12 protein-coding genes and 1 pseudogene are annotated in these 16,838 nt (G+C 61.1%); 8 read left to right on the top strand and 5 right to left on the bottom strand.

Going from position 1 to position 16,838, the window contains the following annotated elements; genetic code table 11:
- Positions 1–163 (top strand): annotated as a pseudogene (locus tag AACY42_RS25935) (IS110 family transposase); the annotation flags it as partial.
- 110 nt (positions 164–273) lie between these two features.
- Here AACY42_RS25935 and AACY42_RS25930 read toward each other — a convergent pair.
- From AACY42_RS25930 to xthA, 3 genes are all read right to left on the bottom strand, one after another.
- Complete coding sequence (locus tag AACY42_RS25930) at positions 274–1,272, bottom strand: RHS repeat-associated core domain-containing protein (RefSeq protein WP_339483257.1); 999 nt, start codon at positions 1,270–1,272, stop codon at positions 274–276.
- A 191-nt stretch (positions 1,273–1,463) separates the two neighbouring features.
- Entirely contained in the window at positions 1,464–2,798 is a 1,335-nt protein-coding gene (locus AACY42_RS25925) for a phosphate ABC transporter substrate-binding/OmpA family protein (protein ID WP_339483256.1), read from the bottom strand.
- 131 nt (positions 2,799–2,929) lie between these two features.
- Positions 2,930–3,742: an exodeoxyribonuclease III gene (xthA, locus tag AACY42_RS25920; RefSeq protein ID WP_339483255.1), complete on the bottom strand. Its 813-nt coding sequence runs from the start codon at positions 3,740–3,742 to the stop codon at positions 2,930–2,932.
- Positions 3,743–3,994: 252 nt separating this feature from the next.
- Between xthA and AACY42_RS25915 the strand changes: the two genes are divergently transcribed.
- The 7 genes from AACY42_RS25915 to AACY42_RS25885 all read left to right on the top strand — a co-directional run bounded on the left by AACY42_RS25915 (position 3,995) and on the right by AACY42_RS25885 (position 15,257).
- Positions 3,995–4,651, top strand: coding sequence for a GNAT family N-acetyltransferase (locus AACY42_RS25915; RefSeq protein ID WP_339483254.1), 657 nt, complete (start codon positions 3,995–3,997; stop codon positions 4,649–4,651).
- A gap of 65 nt (positions 4,652–4,716) precedes the next feature.
- Positions 4,717–6,444 carry an autotransporter assembly complex protein TamA gene (locus AACY42_RS25910; RefSeq protein ID WP_339483253.1) on the top strand — a complete coding sequence of 576 codons (1,728 nt, stop codon included), beginning with the start codon at positions 4,717–4,719 and terminating at the stop codon, positions 6,442–6,444.
- Entirely contained in the window at positions 6,441–10,127 is a 3,687-nt protein-coding gene (locus AACY42_RS25905) for a translocation/assembly module TamB domain-containing protein (RefSeq protein WP_339483252.1), read from the top strand. Before AACY42_RS25910 ends, AACY42_RS25905 begins: the two co-directional genes overlap by 4 nt.
- Positions 10,128–10,366: 239 nt before the next feature.
- Entirely contained in the window at positions 10,367–10,840 is a 474-nt protein-coding gene (locus AACY42_RS25900) for a MarR family winged helix-turn-helix transcriptional regulator (RefSeq protein ID WP_339483251.1), read from the top strand.
- Positions 10,837–12,306: an efflux transporter outer membrane subunit gene (locus tag AACY42_RS25895; protein WP_339483250.1), complete on the top strand. Its 1,470-nt coding sequence runs from the start codon at positions 10,837–10,839 to the stop codon at positions 12,304–12,306. The genes AACY42_RS25900 and AACY42_RS25895 overlap by 4 nt, the downstream gene beginning before the upstream one ends.
- A 15-nt stretch (positions 12,307–12,321) precedes the next feature.
- Positions 12,322–13,518, top strand: a complete 1,197-nt coding sequence (locus AACY42_RS25890; RefSeq protein ID WP_339483248.1) for an HlyD family efflux transporter periplasmic adaptor subunit — start codon at positions 12,322–12,324, stop codon at positions 13,516–13,518.
- Between the two features lie 209 nt (positions 13,519–13,727).
- A complete protein-coding gene (locus AACY42_RS25885) occupies positions 13,728–15,257 on the top strand; it encodes a DHA2 family efflux MFS transporter permease subunit (protein WP_339483247.1) in 1,530 nt (509 codons plus the stop codon).
- 96 nt (positions 15,258–15,353) lie between these two features.
- Here AACY42_RS25885 and lpxH read toward each other — a convergent pair whose 3' ends face one another.
- Together lpxH and AACY42_RS25875 are read right to left on the bottom strand one after the other, a co-directional pair.
- Positions 15,354–16,103, bottom strand: a complete 750-nt coding sequence (gene lpxH, locus AACY42_RS25880) for a UDP-2,3-diacylglucosamine diphosphatase (RefSeq protein WP_339483245.1) — start codon at positions 16,101–16,103, stop codon at positions 15,354–15,356.
- The gene (locus AACY42_RS25875) at positions 16,100–16,603 is read right to left on the bottom strand and encodes a peptidylprolyl isomerase (RefSeq protein ID WP_339483244.1); all 504 of its coding nucleotides are present in this window, start codon (positions 16,601–16,603) and stop codon (positions 16,100–16,102) included. Before AACY42_RS25875 ends, lpxH begins: the two co-directional genes overlap by 4 nt.
- Between the last annotated feature and the right edge of the window lie 235 nt (positions 16,604–16,838).

Genomic DNA, 16,838 nt, shown 5'->3' with positions numbered 1-16,838 from the left:
TACGGCTCACCAACTGGCCCGGTTGATCTACGCCATGCTGACCAAGGGACAGCCTTACGTGGCGCAGGATATGGATGAGTACGAGGCTAAAAGCCGTGATCGTCAGCTTAGAGCTTTGCAGCGCAAGACTACAAAGCTGGGTGTCCGATTGGTTGCGGCTTAAAAAAGCTTAAAGAACAAGGGGATGGATTTTGTTTGATGAGAGCTTGCTCCCGTTCGGCTGCGAAACAGTCGCAAACCATATGAGGAGGCTGCCGGGCCTGCGAGCGTCTCTTAATCACTATCGTAACTAGTATCGCTATGCCAATCGTCACCGTAGGCAGTTCTTAGACGTTCCTTTTGCTCCTGTCTAATCCGTTGCTGTTCGCGCTCAAGTCGCTTGAACTGCCTACGATCGAAGGCATCGGAATATTGTTTCTGAAGATAGCTTCGTCCCGGTTCCAGATCGTCTGTTGGAATTGAATGCGTTATTGAGAGGTGTTCTTTATTGTTGTTGATCTGAGAGGGGAGAAAACCCTGCTTTTTTCCTAAAGATATTGCTCGTAACGAACTCAGGTAGTCGGCTGTTGTTAGCTGGAGATTGTTTTCTATTACGGGTAAAGGTGTCACGTTTCTAGTTACTTTTGAACGCATCGTTTGGGATGACAATGTTAGCGCCACGAGATCGTCACCTTCCAGAAAACCAACTATTTTTCTGAGTGGAACGTCAGGCATTTTTTCTAAGGTGGCAGTTGTTGCTTGTTGCCATGTTTTTATAACGTTTATTTTAGTGATCAGGGTTTTAACCGCGGAGTAAAAAGAAAGATGGCCGTTTGGGTCATTTTTATTTACAGGATCACCGTCAAAAGCCGTATAAGCATTTATACCTCCCTTGCCGAAGGGGCTCCAACTATCGGGGCTGTTGAAACGCATCAATATAGGGTTGAACGCTCGATAGCCATTACCTAATAAATAATGCCCGGTCACTGGATCCGGCCGTTCACCCTTGAACCCGAGCATCTTCATCAGACGCCTTTCCAACGAAAGGTAGCCATAGGGCGTATAGGCAAGTGACTGAAACGAACCCGCATCGATAGTATTAAATAGTGATCGTTGCTCATCGGTGGTCAATAATCGGGTGTTGATGCTTTGGCCTTCGCGCTGAAGCATCGCCAGCAGGCGGTTGCCGTGCTGGAAAATGCTGGCGTGCCCGGTTGTTTTAGTTTCAGTAGTTAGTTTGTTTTTCTGATAAAAGCGTAGAGTGCCAGTGTCTTCATAAGACTCGCATTTCACTAACCTATCCAAAGGGTCGTAATGATATCGGCATAAAACGTTTGTATGAGGTGGGGTAGGCATTGGCCGTCTACTCAAGGATGAAATCAGTTCTAGCGTCTGCGTTTTTTAACGATTGGCTACTATCAGAACTGTTAGTGATTCAGACGAAGCCAAGCGGGCTACTCGATTTCGTTGTGTTCAGCGGGTATTCAGTAAACCCAAACCTCCACCCGCCGATTCTTGACTCGGCCTTCATCCTCGCTGTTGGCCGCCACCGGCATCAATGCACCGAACCCTCGTACCTCTCGCAGTGCCACACCGTATTTGACCAGTTCACGCCGCACCGCCATGGCCCGCAGTTTGGACAGAAGGTCGGCCCGCGCCGGGTCGTCCTTGGCGTCGCCAAACCCCACCAGCGTCACGCGTCGATCGGTTTTGCCATGCTGCTTTATATAGTCGAGCACGCGGCCCAGGTCTTGATGGGCCTTGTTGTCCAGGCTGGCGCTGCCTTCTTCGAAGCGGAAGTTCACGCTCAAGCGTTGGGCGTGGCGGCTCAGGGCCTGGTAACCCTCGGGCATCAAGGTATTCGGCGTGACGGCCATGGCCTGGACGGTCTGGGCGATGAACCCATTGGCCGCGACGATGGTCTGGCCCTGCTCGCTTTGGGTGAACGCCACCAGTGCCTCGGCCCACGGGTTGGTTGCCAGAGGGGGCAAATAAAAGAACAGGCGCCGGGACAAGGGGTAATCCTCGGTGGCGATCAGGTTGTTCAACGGCAACATGGGTTGCGAATCTCCGTCGACAATCGCCAGTGCCTTGGCTTGGCGCACATAGGGCAAACCGATGAAACCGATGCCCTGCGGGTCCTGGCTGACAGCGTCGGACAACTGTTCGCTGGATTCGAAGCGCCGGGCTGAAGGATTCAGCCGTTTTCCCTGTCGGCCGAGGACCAGTTCCTTGAAGGTATCGTAGGTGCCGGACTGTTCATCCCGGGCATACAGATGAATCGGCCCACCGACGCCGCCCACGGCTTCCCAGGTTTTCGCCTCGCCACTGAATATCCGCGCCAGTTGTACGGTATCGAGCTGACGCAGTGGGTTGTGTGGATGGAGGATGATCGCCAGGCCATCAATGGCGATGACCTGCTCGGCGGTGGGATTTTTCAGGTCGCCCAGGGACGACAGTTCCTTCAGCTCGCTGTCCTTGATCGGTCGCGAAGAGGCGGCCAGGTCGGCGTTGCTCAGCTTGAGGGCGGCGAAACCGGTGCTGGAGCCGTGAGCCGCGATGTCCACTTCTACCCGCCGGCCGTCGACGGTCTGGCCGACGATGCGCTGCTCGTTGTCGCGACCGGTGATTTCGCTGCTGACCCTGAGCAGCCCCTGATCCTCCATCAAGCCCCTGACCAGGGCCGGACCGAGCGCCGCACCGATGGTGTTGGAGCCTTGGAGGCGCAGGGCCGGGCCCTGTTCGGGAATGGGCAAATTACCGGCCGATGCCATGAACGGCAGCCAGAGGCCGATGAGAAAAACAACGCGCAGCCGCATGCCGGCACCTTCTGAACCCGAGGAAGTGCCGGAAGATTAAGTCAGTCAGGTTACTGAAAGGTGACAGGGTTGCTACCTGTCAGCCCGACTCACCGCAAATCTTCCGCTGGGGGTATGTGGATACCTAGGATTTAGCTCAACTGCAACCAGATCGGTGCATGGTCCGACGGTTTTTCCATGCCCCGCAGTTCGTAGTCCACGCCAGCGTCCTTGACCCGTGGCAGCAGGCCATGGGAGGTGAGGATCAGGTCGATGCGCAGGCCGCGCTTGGGTTCATCCTCGAAACCACGGCTGCGGTAGTCGAACCAGCTGAAGCGGTCGGTGACGTCCGGGTTCAGGTGACGGAAGCTGTCCACCAGGCCCCAGTTCTTCAGGCGCGCCATCCATTCGCGTTCTTCCGGCAGGAAGCTGCATTTGCCGGTTTTCAGCCAGCGCTTCATGTTGTCCGGGCCGATGCCGATGTCGCTGTCTTCCGGGGAGATATTCACGTCGCCCATCACCACCACCGGCTGGTCGTTGCTGAAGCGGCTTTCCAGCAGTTGCTGCAAATCGCTGTAGAAACGCTCCTTGGCCGGGAATTTGGTTGGATGGTCGCGGCTTTCACCTTGTGGGAAATAACCGTTCATGATGGTCACCGGCACGCCGTTGGCATCGGCGAAGGTGCCCCAGATGAAGCGCCGCTGGGCGTCCTCTTCGTCGCCCTCGAAACCTTTGTGCAGGCTCAGCGGTGCCTGGCGCGAGAGCAGGGCGACACCGTAGTGGCCTTTCTGTCCATGGTAGTGCACGTGATAACCCAGGGCCTGCACCTCGGCCAGGGGGAATTGTTCATCGTGGACCTTGGTTTCTTGCAACCCGATCACATCCGGCTGGTGCTTCTCGATCAGCGCCGCCAACTGATGGGGGCGAGCGCGCAGCCCGTTGATGTTGAAGGAGACGATCTTCATGGTCGGCTGTCCTGGCAAAACTGCGATGCTATCTGACATGTGGGAAGGGGGCCAGCGTGGCAGTAGGACAAATGCGCTGCTAATGTCCTGTGGCGAGGGGATTTCCCCGTTCGGCTTTGTAGGAGCTGGCGAAGCCTGCGATCTTTTGATCTTTCGCTGATTCAAGCGCCCGTGGAAAGATCGCAGCCTCGTTGCACTCGGCAGCTCCTACAGGGCTCATTGCCAAGCCTCGCCCCCAGGAGATCCAACGCCATGCCTGAAACCGCCACCGCTACCGTCATCGCCGATATCCATATGCTCGACAGTGGTTATTCCCGTGAAGCCCGTTCGTTGCTGTACCAGGCCTATCGCCACGAGTCGACTTTCAGCTACCTGTTCGAATCCGAGCGTCCCGGTTATGAACAGCGGGTACGAGCCACGGTGCGTGAGCTGGTCAAGCAGCATTTTCTCCAGGATTTGCCGGCCATCGGTTTGCTGGTCAATGATCGCCTGATCGGCATCGCCCTGATCGCCCCGCCGCAGCGGCGCCTGGGCATCACCGAAAGCTGGGCCTGGCGCCTGCGCATGGTCTTGAGCACTGGTTTTCGTTGCACCCGGCGCTACCTGGAGTACCACGCGGCGGTGCTGGCCTGCCTGCCGTCGGATGCTGTCCATGTATTGCCGCTGCTGGGAGTGCACCCACAGTTTCAGGGCAAGCATTTCGGCGAACAGTTGCTTGGGGCGGTGCATAACTGGTGTGCGGTGGACGAGCATTCCCAGGGCGTGGTACTGGACACTGGCAACCCGCGTTATCTTGAGTTTTATAAACGCCAGGGTTACGAGGAAATCGGTGAAGTGGCGGTAGGACCGATCCGCGAGCATGTGTTCTTCCACGCCAACCCGCAGGTTCTGCAAAGCACAACGGCATAGTCGGACGAACTTTTGCGAAATGCCCGGCTCTATCAAGCACCTACGCTCGTGATAGCATCCGCGCCATGAACCTCCCAGGAAGAATGACCAGTGGCGCGCTCCTGCTGTCCCTCAGCTGCGCGGCACTGGCAAACAGCGAATTGGAAGTACGGGTCAAGCCGTCCAACGATGAACTCAAGGCCAACGTAGAAGGTTATATCGGCGGCGTGGGTGATCGTGACGAGGATGCCTTGCTGCGTTTCAGCCGTGGCGCCGAGGAGCAGGCGCGCAAGGCCGCCCAGGCGCTGGGCTACTACCAGCCGCAGATCGACAGTGAGGTCAAGGGCGGCAAGGACCCACGCCTGGTGCTGACCATCGACCCCGGCGAACCTGTGCATTTGCGCAACGTCACCGTGCGCATCGATGGCGCGGCGGCGTCGCTCAAAGCCTTTCGCGTACCCAGCAACGCCGCCCTCAAGCCCGGCGCGGTGCTCAACCATGGCCGTTACGAAGACGCCAAGCGAATCATCCAGAACCAGGCCTCGCGCTATGGTTTTTTCAGCGGGCGCTTCACTCGACAGAAACTCTTGGTGGACCCCCAGGCGGGTATCGCCGATATCGAGCTGATTTACGACAGCGGTCCGCGCTATGCCTTGGGCCCGGTGAGTTTTGAGGGCGACACGCCGTTCGACGAAGAGTTGCTGCAGCGCATGGTGCCGTTCAAGGCCGGCACGGCGTACGACTCCGAGCTCATCGCAGAGCTCAACCAGGCCCTGCAATCGAGCGGTTATTTCGAAGGCGTGCGCGTGGATGCCGCGCCCACCGCTGCCACCGATAACGTGATCCCGGTGGCGGTCAAGCTCGACACGCGCAAGCCGCGCACCATGGGCCTGGGCCTGGGGTTTTCCACCGACGTCGGGCCCAGGGCCAAAGCCAACTGGACGCGCCACTGGGTCAACCCCCAGGGCCACAGCTATGGCTGGGAAGCAGAAGTGTCGGCGCCCCGGCAGAACGTCGGCCTGTGGTACGACGTGCCCCTGGACCCGCCGCTGACCGACAAGATGCGCTACGCCGGCGGTTATCAATATGAAGAACTGGCCGGCACTGACAGCCTCAGCAAACTGCTCACCCTAGGGCCGGAATGGCACAGCAAGTTGCCCAGCGGCTGGCAGCGGGTGGTGACGCTTAAATGGCAGCACGAGGAGTACCGTCTCGGCGACGATGCGGGCCTGAGCACGCTGCTGATGCCGGGCGTGAGTTATTCCTACCTGCGCAGCGACAACCGCATCGATCCGCACAACGGCTACCGTTTGCAGTTCGACACCAAGGTCGCCAAGGAGGGGCTGGGCTCGGACAACAATCTTTTATACGGCACCGCCATGGTCAAGGGCCTGACCACGGTGTTCGACAAGCATCGCTTGCTGGCGCGGGCGCAGATCGGCGGCAGCGCCACCAATGGCTACAAATCCATCCCGCCGTCCCTGCGCTTTTTTGCCGGTGGCGACCAGAGCGTGCGCGGTTACGACTACCAGAGCCTGTCGCCGGAAAACGCCGAGGGCGACCGTATCGGTGGTCGTTACATGGTCGCCGGCAGCCTCGAGTATCAATATTCAATCGCGGAAAAATGGCGGGTGGCGACGTTCATCGACCAGGGCAACTCGTTTAACAGCCTCGAACTGCCGAGCCTCAAGACTGGCGTGGGCCTCGGTGTGCGCTGGGTTTCGCCGGTGGGCCCGATCCGCCTCGACCTGGCCCATGCGATGGACGACGACGGCGGCATCCGATTGCACTTTTCCATGGGGCCTGAGCTGTGACGCGTGGTTTGAAGGTAACGCTGCTGGCGCTCGCCGGGGTGCTGGTGGCGCTCGTGCTGGCCTTGAGTGTCGTGCTGGGCAGCGCATTTGGCAGCCGCTGGGCCCTCGGCCTGGTGCCGGGGCTGACCGTGGAGAATTTCCAGGGCCGGCTGGGCGGGCAGTGGACCGCCGATCACGTACTGTGGCAGCAGGACGCCAGTCGGGTGGCGGTGGATCGGCTGATATTCGCCTGGTCGCCGCTGTGCCTGGCACGCATGACCCTGTGCATCGAACAGCTCAAGGCTGACCAGGTAGCCTTGCAATTGCCAGCCTCTGCCGATGAGCCGAGCAGCGGCCCGATCAGCTTGCCGGACCTGGATTTGCCACTCGCCATCGAACTGGGCGATGTGCAGGTCGGCAGCCTGTCGTTCAACGGCAGCGAGCAGCTCAAGGGCCTGCAATTGGTTGCCCATTGGACCGCCGAGGGCATGCAGATCGATTCGGTGCATTTGCAGCGCGACGAGCTGAGCCTGAAACTCTCCGGCCTGCTCAAGCCGGGCGGCGATTGGCCGTTGAACGCGCAGGGCCGGTTGACCTTGCCGGCACCGGGCGCCACGCCCTGGGCCCTGGACCTGAAAGTCGACGGCAACCTGCTCAAGACCCTCAACCTCAAGGCCGACAGCAGCGGTTACCTGCAAGGCCAGTTGAGCGGAGAACTGCAACCGTTGGCGGACAACCTGCCCGCCAAGGTGCGCATCACCGCCGACGGCTTCAAGGCCAGTGCCGATCTGCCAGACACGTTGTTGCTCAATCAACTGGAATTGACCGGCGAAGGCGATCTGAAAAACGGCTATCAACTGCTCGGCAGGGCGACGCTGCCCGCCGAAAAAGGGCCAGTGGCGTTGTTGCTGCAAGGCACGGTGGACGCCAATGGCGCGCAGATCGCTGGCCTGGATCTTGATGCCGGCGATCAGCAAAGCCTGAAGCTCAGCGGGCAAATGGACTGGCGCGAAGGCCTGCGCGCCGAGGCGAACGTCGCCTGGCTGGATTTCCCCTGGCATCGCCTCTATCCGCTGATCGACGAGCCACAGGTGACGCTGCGCAGCTTCGACGGCGAAGTCTCTTATACCGATGGCCAATACCTGGGCAACTTCCAGGCTGCGCTGGACGGACCCGCCGGAGCCTTCAGCCTGGGCAGCCCGTTCAGCGGCGACCTGACGCAAATCCATTTGCCGCAGCTCAAGCTCGTGGCGGGGCAGGGCAAGGCCGAAGGGCACTTGAACCTGCAATTTGCCGATGGCATTGCCTGGGACACGGCGCTGCACCTGTCGGCCATCAACCCGGCGTACTGGCTTGGCGAACTGCCCGGAACCCTGGCCGGGCCGTTGCGCAGCAAAGGAATGATGAAGAACGAGCGCCTCGATCTCGACGCGGAGCTGGACCTCAAGGGCAAACTGCGTGGCCAGCCAGCGGTGTTCCAGGCCAAGGCCAGCGGCGCAGGCGAGCAGTGGAGGCTCAGCGCGCTGGATATTCGCCTGGGGGATAACCGCATCAACGGCAGTGCCAGCCTGCAAGAGAAACTGACCGGCCAGATCGACATCAAGCTCTCACGCCTGGCTCAGCTCTGGCCGCAATTGCGCGGCCAAGTCGTCGGCCGTGTCGACGTGGCCGGTACGCTCAAGTCTCCCCAAGGCAAGCTCGGCCTGCAAGGCACGCAACTGGCCTTCCAGGACAACCGCCTGCAAAGTCTGAACCTGGACGCGACTCTCGACAGCGCCCAGCGCGGCAAGCTTGACCTCAAGGCCAGCGGCATCCGCGTCGGCGAAACGTCACTGGGTGTGCTGACGGTCAGCGGACAGGGCGATATCAAACAGCAGAAGCTCAACCTGGACCTGCAAGGGCCGCAGCTCGACGCAACCCTGGCCCTCGCTGGCGCGCTCGACCAGGGCAATTGGCGCGGGCGCCTGGCCAGCGGCAACGTGCAGGCCGGCGGTCTAGCCTGGCGCCTGCAAGCCCCGGCGAAGCTGGAGCGCCTGGCCGATGGCACGCTCAACGTCGGTGCTCATTGCTGGCGTTCCCTTGATGCCAGCCTGTGCGGTGAAGACCAGCGGCTGATGCCGGCGCCGAAGCTGCGCTATCACCTCAAGCAATTCCCTATCGAAAGCCTGGCCCAGTGGATGCCCAGGGATTTTGCCTGGCAGGGCCGACTCAACGCGGACCTGCAACTGGACCTGCCGGCCAGCGGCCCGAATGGCCGGATCCGGGTGGACGCCAGCGACGGTACTTTACGGATTCGGGACAAGGAGGGCGATAAGGCGCAATGGCTGGATTTCCCCTACCAGACCCTGACGCTCAACAGTCGCCTGACCCCCAAGCGCATCAATACCGACCTGAACTTCGTCGGCGACCGGCTCGGCGAACTGATGCTGCAGGCGCAGATCAACCCGCTGCTGGCCAGTAAACCCTTGAGCGGTTCATTCCGCCTGAGCGGCCTGGACCTGTCCGTGGCCCGACCCTTTGTGCCGATGGTGGAGACCCTCACCGGTCACCTGAACGGCAGCGGGACCTTGTCCGGTGGTTTGCTCGCGCCTCAGGTCAACGGCAACCTGGTGCTCAGCGACGGCGAAGTCTCCGGGCCGGAGCTGCCGGTCAGCCTTGAAGCCTTGCAGGTGCGGGCGATGATTGCCGGCGAAACGATACGGCTCGACGGCGACTGGAAAAGTGGCAAGAGCGGGCAGGGCCGCTTGAGTGGCACGGTCGGTTGGGGTGAGACCTTGACCCTGAACCTGGCGCTCAAGGGCTCCCAACTGCCGGTCACTGTCGAGCCTTACGCGGTGCTCGACGTGGCGCCGGACCTCAACATCACGATGCACGGTGAGCAGCTTTCCATTGCCGGCAAGGTCCTGGTGCCTAAAGGTGAAATCACCATCCGCGAACTGCCGCCGTCCACGGTCAAGGTCTCGGATGACGCGGTGATCGTCGGCCAGCAGACCGAAGAGGGTAAGGCGCCGCTGGCCATGGCAATGGACATCGACGTGATCGTCGGCCAGGAAAAACTCGCGTTCTCGGGTTTCGGCCTGACGGCCAACGTGCAGGGCCAGGTTCACATCGGCGACAACATGGACACCCGCGGCGAGCTCTGGCTCAACGACGGCCGTTATCGGGCCTACGGGCAACGGCTGACGGTGCGGCGGGCGCGGCTGCTGTTCGCCGGGCCCATCGACCAGCCCTACCTGGACATCGAGGCGATCCGCCGGACCGACGACGTGATCGCCGGTATCCGCCTGAGCGGCAGCGCCGAGCAGCCGACCACGAAAATTTTCTCGGAACCGGCCATGAGTCAGGAGCAGGCGTTGTCCTATCTGGTGCTGGGCCGGCCACTGAGCACTACCGGCGAGGACAACAACATGCTCGCCCAGGCGGCATTGGGCTTGGGTTTGATGGGCAGCTCGGGCGTGACCACCAGCCTGGCCAATAACCTGGGGATCGAGGATTTCCAGCTCGACACCCAGGGCAGCGGCAATGCCACCAGCGTGGTCGCCAGCGGCAACCTGTCGGAAAAACTCAGCCTGCGCTATGGCGTTGGCGTGTTCGAACCGGCCAACACCATCGCCCTGCGCTACAAGCTCAGCAAGAGGGTCTACCTCGAAGCCGCGAGCGGCGTCGCCAGCTCGTTGGATATCTTCTACAAGCGCGATTTTTAACCTTCCCCCAAATCCCCTGTGGGAGCGAGCAAGCTCGGCTCCCACAGGTTCTTCAGGTTGCCTATAAATCGCGGCGCAATGCAGATCCCATTGCGGGAGCGAGCTCCCACATTTGTCCCTCAGGTTTATCTGCGCTTCGGTTGCTTTTACATAGCAAGCTACCTATATGGTTGACATTTGCTGCCTAAGCAGTAATATCTCGACATACATTCACTGCCTAGGCAGCAAACGGTGGTCAGATGAAGCATTTCACCCCAGACAACTTTCACAATTGCCATCTCGGCATGCTGCTCGGTCGTACCGCGCTGCTCAAGGACCGGATCATCGACACCCACATGGAACCCGTTGGCATCACCGCCGCGCAGTTCAAGGTGTTGATCATCATGACCCACTACGGCATCGAGACGCCGGCCGAGCTGTGTCGTTACTTATCCCTGGACAGCGGCTCGATGACGCGGATGCTCGATCGCCTGGAGCAGAAAGGTTTCCTGGCCCGTGAACGCTCCGCCCAGGACCGCCGACAAGTGCGCCTGGTGCTGACCGAAGCCGGTCAGGCCCTCGCCGATCGCCTGCCGTTCATTGGTGCCGAGGCCATGAACCAGTTGGCCAGCGCCATCAGCCCCGAGGAGTTGCAAACCCTCGAACAGATCCTCAAGAAAATTCTGCTCGCCGCCGGTGACCCCATCACCGTGTCGCGAATGGGGGAAAAATGAAGCGTGACACCTTGCGGACCCGATTAAGCCTGGTGGTCTTGGCCATGAGTCTGACGGGCTGTGCCAGCTACAGCGGCCTGAAGACCGAAGGCGTCGGCCTGGAGGCTCAGAACCTCAAGGCCGGGCAATCCCTGAACGGCGTTACGCTGTCGCTGGCAGCGTGGCCGAAAAGCGATTGGTGGAAGAGCCTCGGTGACCCGCAACTCGATGGCCTGATCCGTGAAGCCTTGCGCGATAGCCCGGACATGCAGATCGCCAGCGCCCGGGTGCATCAGGCCAGTGCCGCCGCCTATGCCGCCAACGCGACGCGTCTGCCGACCCTGAATGCCAGCGGCGGCGCCAGCCGTTCGCGCCTGTCCCGTGACCAGGATCCGCAAGGGCAGGGCGGGGCGTACAGTACCCTGCGCACGTTAGGTGTGGACTTCAATTACAACTTCGACCTCTGGGGCGGCCAGCGTGCAGCTTGGGAAGCAGCCCTGGGCCAGGCCCGCGCCGCCGAGATCGATCGCCAGGCCGCGCAACTCACCCTGGCCGCCGACGTGGCCCGGGCCTACAGCGACCTGGGCCAGGCCCACATTATTTATGACCTGGCCTCCGAGGACCTCAAGCGCACCCGGCAGATGCTCGACCTGGGCAAGCGCCGCCTCACCGCCGGGATCGACAGCGAATATCAGTTCCAGCAGACCGAAAGCCTGGAAGCCAGCGCCGATGCAACCCTGATCGACGCAGAGAAACGCCTGCAAAGCGCCAAGATCGCCCTGGCGGTGCTGCTGGGTAAAGGCCCGGACCGCGGCAATGAAATCGCCCGACCCAACGTGCTGCAAGCCAGTGCGGTCGCCTTGCCGTCGAACTTGCCGGCCGAGTTGCTGGGGCGGCGTCCGGATCTGGTCGCGGCACGCTGGCGGGTCGAGGCGGCGAGCAAGAACATCGAGGCCGGCAAGACCAACTTCTACCCCAATCTCAACTTGAGCGCAGCCGCCGGAACCCGGTCATTGCTGGGCGATGCGATGTTCGGTTCGGCCAGCCGTTTCTTCAATGTGGGGCCGACGGTGTCGCTGCCAATCTTCGATGGCGGGCGCTTGCGGGCGGACCTGGATGCCCGGGACGCCGGTTACGACCTGGCGGTGGCGCAATACAACAAGCGCCTGGTCTCGGCCCTTGGGGATGTCAGCGACACCATTAACCAATTGCGTGACATCGCTCGCCAGATCGGCGCCCAGCAACATGCCACTGATATCGCACAGAGCTCCTACGACACGGTGGTCCAGCGCTACGGCTCGGGCATCGGTAATTACCTGGACGTGCTGAGCATCGAGCAGCAATTGCTACAGGCCCAGCGCCAACTGGCGAACCTGAATGCCGACCAGATCGATTTGTCGATCCAACTGATGCAGGCCCTGGGCGGTGGTTTCGAAGCCCAGACCCTGGCGACGGCCACCCCGGCCTCTACCACGCCAAATAACTGATTCGAGGTACTTGTCATGGCGACTGCCGAAACGACTCAATCCAAACATGCGCAAGACAGCAACCCACGCAAGCGCAAGGTCATGCTGCTGACACTGACGCTGCTGGTCATTCTTTCGGGCCTGGGCGTCTGGGCCTGGCACGAACTGTATGGTCGCTGGAGCGAAAGCACCGACGATGCCTATGTGAGCGGCAACGTGGTGGAAATCACGCCGCTGGTCACCGGCACCGTGGTGAGCATCGGGGCCGACGACGGCGACCTGGTGCGTGAAGGCCAGATGCTGGTGCAGTTCGACCCGAACGACGCCGAAGTCGGGCTGCAAAGTGCCCAGGCCAACCTGGCCCGGACCGTTCGCCAGGTGCGTGGTTTGTACAGCAACGTCGATGGCATGCGGGCGCAGGTCAATGCGCAAGAGGCCGAGGTGCAGAAGGCCCAGGAGAACTACAGTCGGCGCAAGAGCCTGGCGGCCGGCGGGGCGATTTCCAAGGAGGAACTGTCTCACGCTCGGGATGACCTGGCTTCGGCGCAGAACGCCTTGGCCAATGCCCGGCAACAGCTCAAGACCACCAGCGCCTTGGTGGACGATACCGTGGTGTCATCCCATCCCGACGTGCAATCCGCCGCTGCGCAACTGCGCCAGGCCTTCCTGGCCAACGCCCGCAGTACCTTGATCGCACCAGTCACCGGCTATGTCGCCAAGCGCACCGTGCAACTGGGCCAACGGGTGCAGCCGGGCACGGCGTTGATGGCGGTGATCCCGCTGGATCAGCTGTGGATCGACGCCAACTTCAAGGAAACCCAGCTGCGCGACATGCGCATCGGTCAGCCGGTGGACATCGAAGCCGACCTGTACGGCAGCGAGGTGAAGTACAACGGCACCATCGACAGCCTCGGCGCTGGGACCGGCAGCGCCTTTGCCTTGCTCCCGGCGCAGAACGCCACCGGTAACTGGATCAAAATCGTCCAGCGGGTGCCGGTGCGTATTCACATCAATGCCCAAGAGCTGGCCAAGCATCCGCTGCGGATCGGCCTGTCGACCCTGGTCAGCGTCGACCTGCACGATCAGAGCGGCCCGGTACTGGCCCAGCAGCCACCGCAGAAAGCCTCGTTCAGCACCCAGGTCTACGATCGGCAGTTGGCCGATGCCGACGCGATGATCGCTCGTCTGATCCATGACAACAGTGCCGTGGCGAGCAAGACCGCGCAGCGCTGATCGCAATTGCAGGCCAACCTCTGAAGTCTGTGCGAGCACGGCTGTCGGCTGTGTGGAAGTAAAGCTTGCTCGCGACACAAACGATGCGGACTTTCAGAAATCGAGTTGGCTGTTTCGCGAGCAAGCTTTGCTCCCACACAACCTTGCTCCCACAGGAGTTGGGTCTTGTCCCAAGGGATTTCGCTACCTTCGCTTCATAGGATTTCGCAATGAGCAATAACGCGTCTTTCACGCCGCCCAGCCTGTTGCTCAGCACCATCGGGCTGTCGCTGGCGACGTTCATGCAAGTGCTCGATACCACCATTGCCAATGTCGCCTTGCCGACCATCTCCGGCAACCTGGGCGTCAGCTCGGAGCAGGGCACTTGGGTGATCACCTCGTTCGCGGTGAGCAACGCCATCGCCTTGCCGCTCACCGGCTGGCTGAGCCGGCGGTTTGGCGAGGTGAAGCTGTTTTTGTGGGCAACGATGCTGTTCGTGCTTGCGTCGTTCTTGTGTGGTATTTCCACCTCAATGCCGGAGCTGATTGGCTTTCGCATACTCCAGGGGCTGGTGGCCGGGCCGTTGTACCCGATGACCCAGACCTTGCTGATTGCCGTATACCCGCCGGCCAGGCGCGGCATGGCCCTGGCGTTGCTGGCGATGGTCACGGTGGTGGCGCCGATTGCCGGGCCGATCCTGGGCGGCTGGATCACCGACAGCTACAGTTGGCCGTGGATCTTCTTCATCAACGTGCCCATCGGCGTCTTCGCGGCGCTCGTGGTGCAACAACAGCTCAAGGCGCGGCCGGTGGTCACCAGCCATCAACCGATGGATTACGTGGGGTTGATCACGCTGATCATCGGCGTCGGCGCGCTCCAGGTGATCCTCGACAAAGGCAACGACCTGGACTGGTTCGAATCGAATTTCATCATCATCGGTGCGCTGATTTCGATCATTGCTCTGGCGGTGTTCGTGATCTGGGAAATGACCGACCGTCACCCGGTGGTCAATCTCCGCCTGTTCGCCTATCGCAACTTTCGCATCGGTACCATTGTGCTGGTGGGGGGCTACGCCGGGTTTTTCGGCATCAACCTGATCCTGCCACAGTGGTTGCAGACCCAGATGGGCTACACCGCCACCTGGGCCGGGCTGGCGGTGGCGCCCATCGGCATCCTGCCGGTGCTGATGTCGCCCTTCGTCGGCAAGTACGCCCACCGGTTCGACCTGCGTGTGTTGGCCGGGCTGGCGTTCCTGGCCATGGGCCTGAGCTGCTTCATGCGCGCCGGGTTCACCCACGAAGTGGATTTCCAGCACATTGCGATGGTGCAGTTGTTCATGGGCATTGGCGTGGCGCTGTTCTTCATGCCGACCCTGAGCATCCTGATGTCAGATCTGCCGCCGCATCAGATTGCCGACGGCGCGGGGCTGGCGACATTCCTGCGGACCTTGGGCGGCAGCTTTGCCGCGTCCCTGACCACCTGGATCTGGATCCGCCGGGCCGACCAGCATCATGCCTACTTGAGCGAAAGCATCAGCACCTTCGAACCGGCCACCCGCGAAGCGCTCAACCAACTCGGTGGCGCGAGTGCCCCGGGCTATGCCCGGCTTGAGCAGGTCCTCAACAGCCAGGCGTACATGCTCTCCACCGTGGATTACTTCACGCTGCTGGGGTGGGCGTTCGTGGGGTTGATCGTGCTGGTGTGGCTGGCGAAGCCGCCGTTTGCGGCGAAGGCTGGGCCGGCATCGGCGGGGCATTGATTCAGAAGTGGAAGGCAGTCCACTGTGGGAGCGAGCTTTTGTGGGAGCCGAGCTTGGCTCCCACAAAAGCCCGCTTCCACCGCGGCTGTGGGGTCTCTAAGTGCTTGGCAACGCCAACTGCGCATTACCAAACCCAAACGGCGCCAACGCAAACCCCTGTTCGTCCACCTGCAACGCCCAGCCCTGTTTGTCCCAATCCCCCAACACAATGCGCCGGGCGGCGTGTTCGTCCAGTTGCAACTTGTGGATGGCGGGACGATGGGTGTGGCCGTGGATCAAGGTCTTCACGCCGTATTGCTGCATGATCCGCGGGATCTCTTCGGGCGTGACGTCGACGATGTCATTGGCTTTCATGCGTGTCTGCGTGCGGCTTTCGCTGCGCAGTTTGCGCGCCAGTTTCTGGCGACTGCCCAGCGGCAGGTGCCGCAGGACGAACAGCGTGACCGGGTTGCGCAGCCAGCGCCGCAGCTTCATGTAGCCTTCGTCGCGGGTGCAGAGGCTGTCGCCGTGCATCAGCAGCACCGGCTCACCGTTGAACTGCACGACACTCGGGTCTTTGAGCAGGGTGCAGCCGGCCGCTTTGCAAAAGGCCTGCCCCAGCATGAAGTCGCGATTGCCGTGCATCAGGAAGATGGCCGTGCCGCTGTCGCTCAATTCGCGCAGGGCCTGGCAGATGGAACGCTGGAACGGCGTCATGGCATCGTCGCCGATCCAGGCTTCGAAAAAGTCGCCCAGAATGTACAACGCTTGCGCCGAGCGGGCGCGTGTGGCGAGTAAATCCAGAAACGCCCGGGTGATGTCCGGGCGCTCCTCTTCCAGATGCAAGTCTGAAATCAGCAATATCACTCAATGATCTCGGCTTTCTCGATGATCACGTCTTCTGCCGGGACGTCCTGGTGGCCGGCTTTGGACGTGGTGGAAACGCCTTTGATCTTGTCGACCACGTCGGTGCCTTCGATCACTTCACCGAACACGGCATAGCCCCAGCCCTGGGTGGTCTTGCCGCTGTGGTTCAGGAAGCTGTTGTCCGCCACGTTGATGAAGAACTGTGCGGAGGCCGAATGCGGCTCCATGGTACGGGCCATGGCAACGCTGTACTTTTTGTTCGACAGGCCGTTGTCGGCCTCGTTCTGGATGCTTGGGCGCTTGTCTTTCTTTTCCTTCATGCCTGGCTCGAAACCGCCGCCCTGGATCATGAAGTTGCCGATGACGCGGTGGAACACGGTGTTTTCGTAGTGGCCGGCGTTGACGTATTCGATGAAGTTGGCCACGGTCAGCGGCGCTTTCTCGGCGTTCAGCTCCAGAACGATGTCACCGTGGTTGGTGGTCAGTTTGACTTTGCTCATGTATGGGTACTCTTTCAAGGAATTCGTGGGTTTCGGGGGCTTCACTGCCCGCAACCGGTCTGGCTGTAATCGACCAGGCTGGGCAGTTTAGCGTGCCGGGCACGAATTTCGAGGCTGTTTTTCATCTGGCCGTCGATTAAATTCAATCGTTTGCCGGCCTGGCCTGTCAGCGGCTTGACAGCATCGGCTATGATACGGGCTTTGATTTATCAGGCCGCACCTGGCCGCGCACTTG

Origin of the sequence: Pseudomonas sp. RL_5y_Pfl2_73, from assembly GCF_963970515.1 — a bacterium.
Taxonomy (GTDB): Bacteria; Pseudomonadota; Gammaproteobacteria; order Pseudomonadales; family Pseudomonadaceae; genus Aquipseudomonas.
This window is presented reverse-complemented; position numbering and strand designations above follow the sequence as displayed.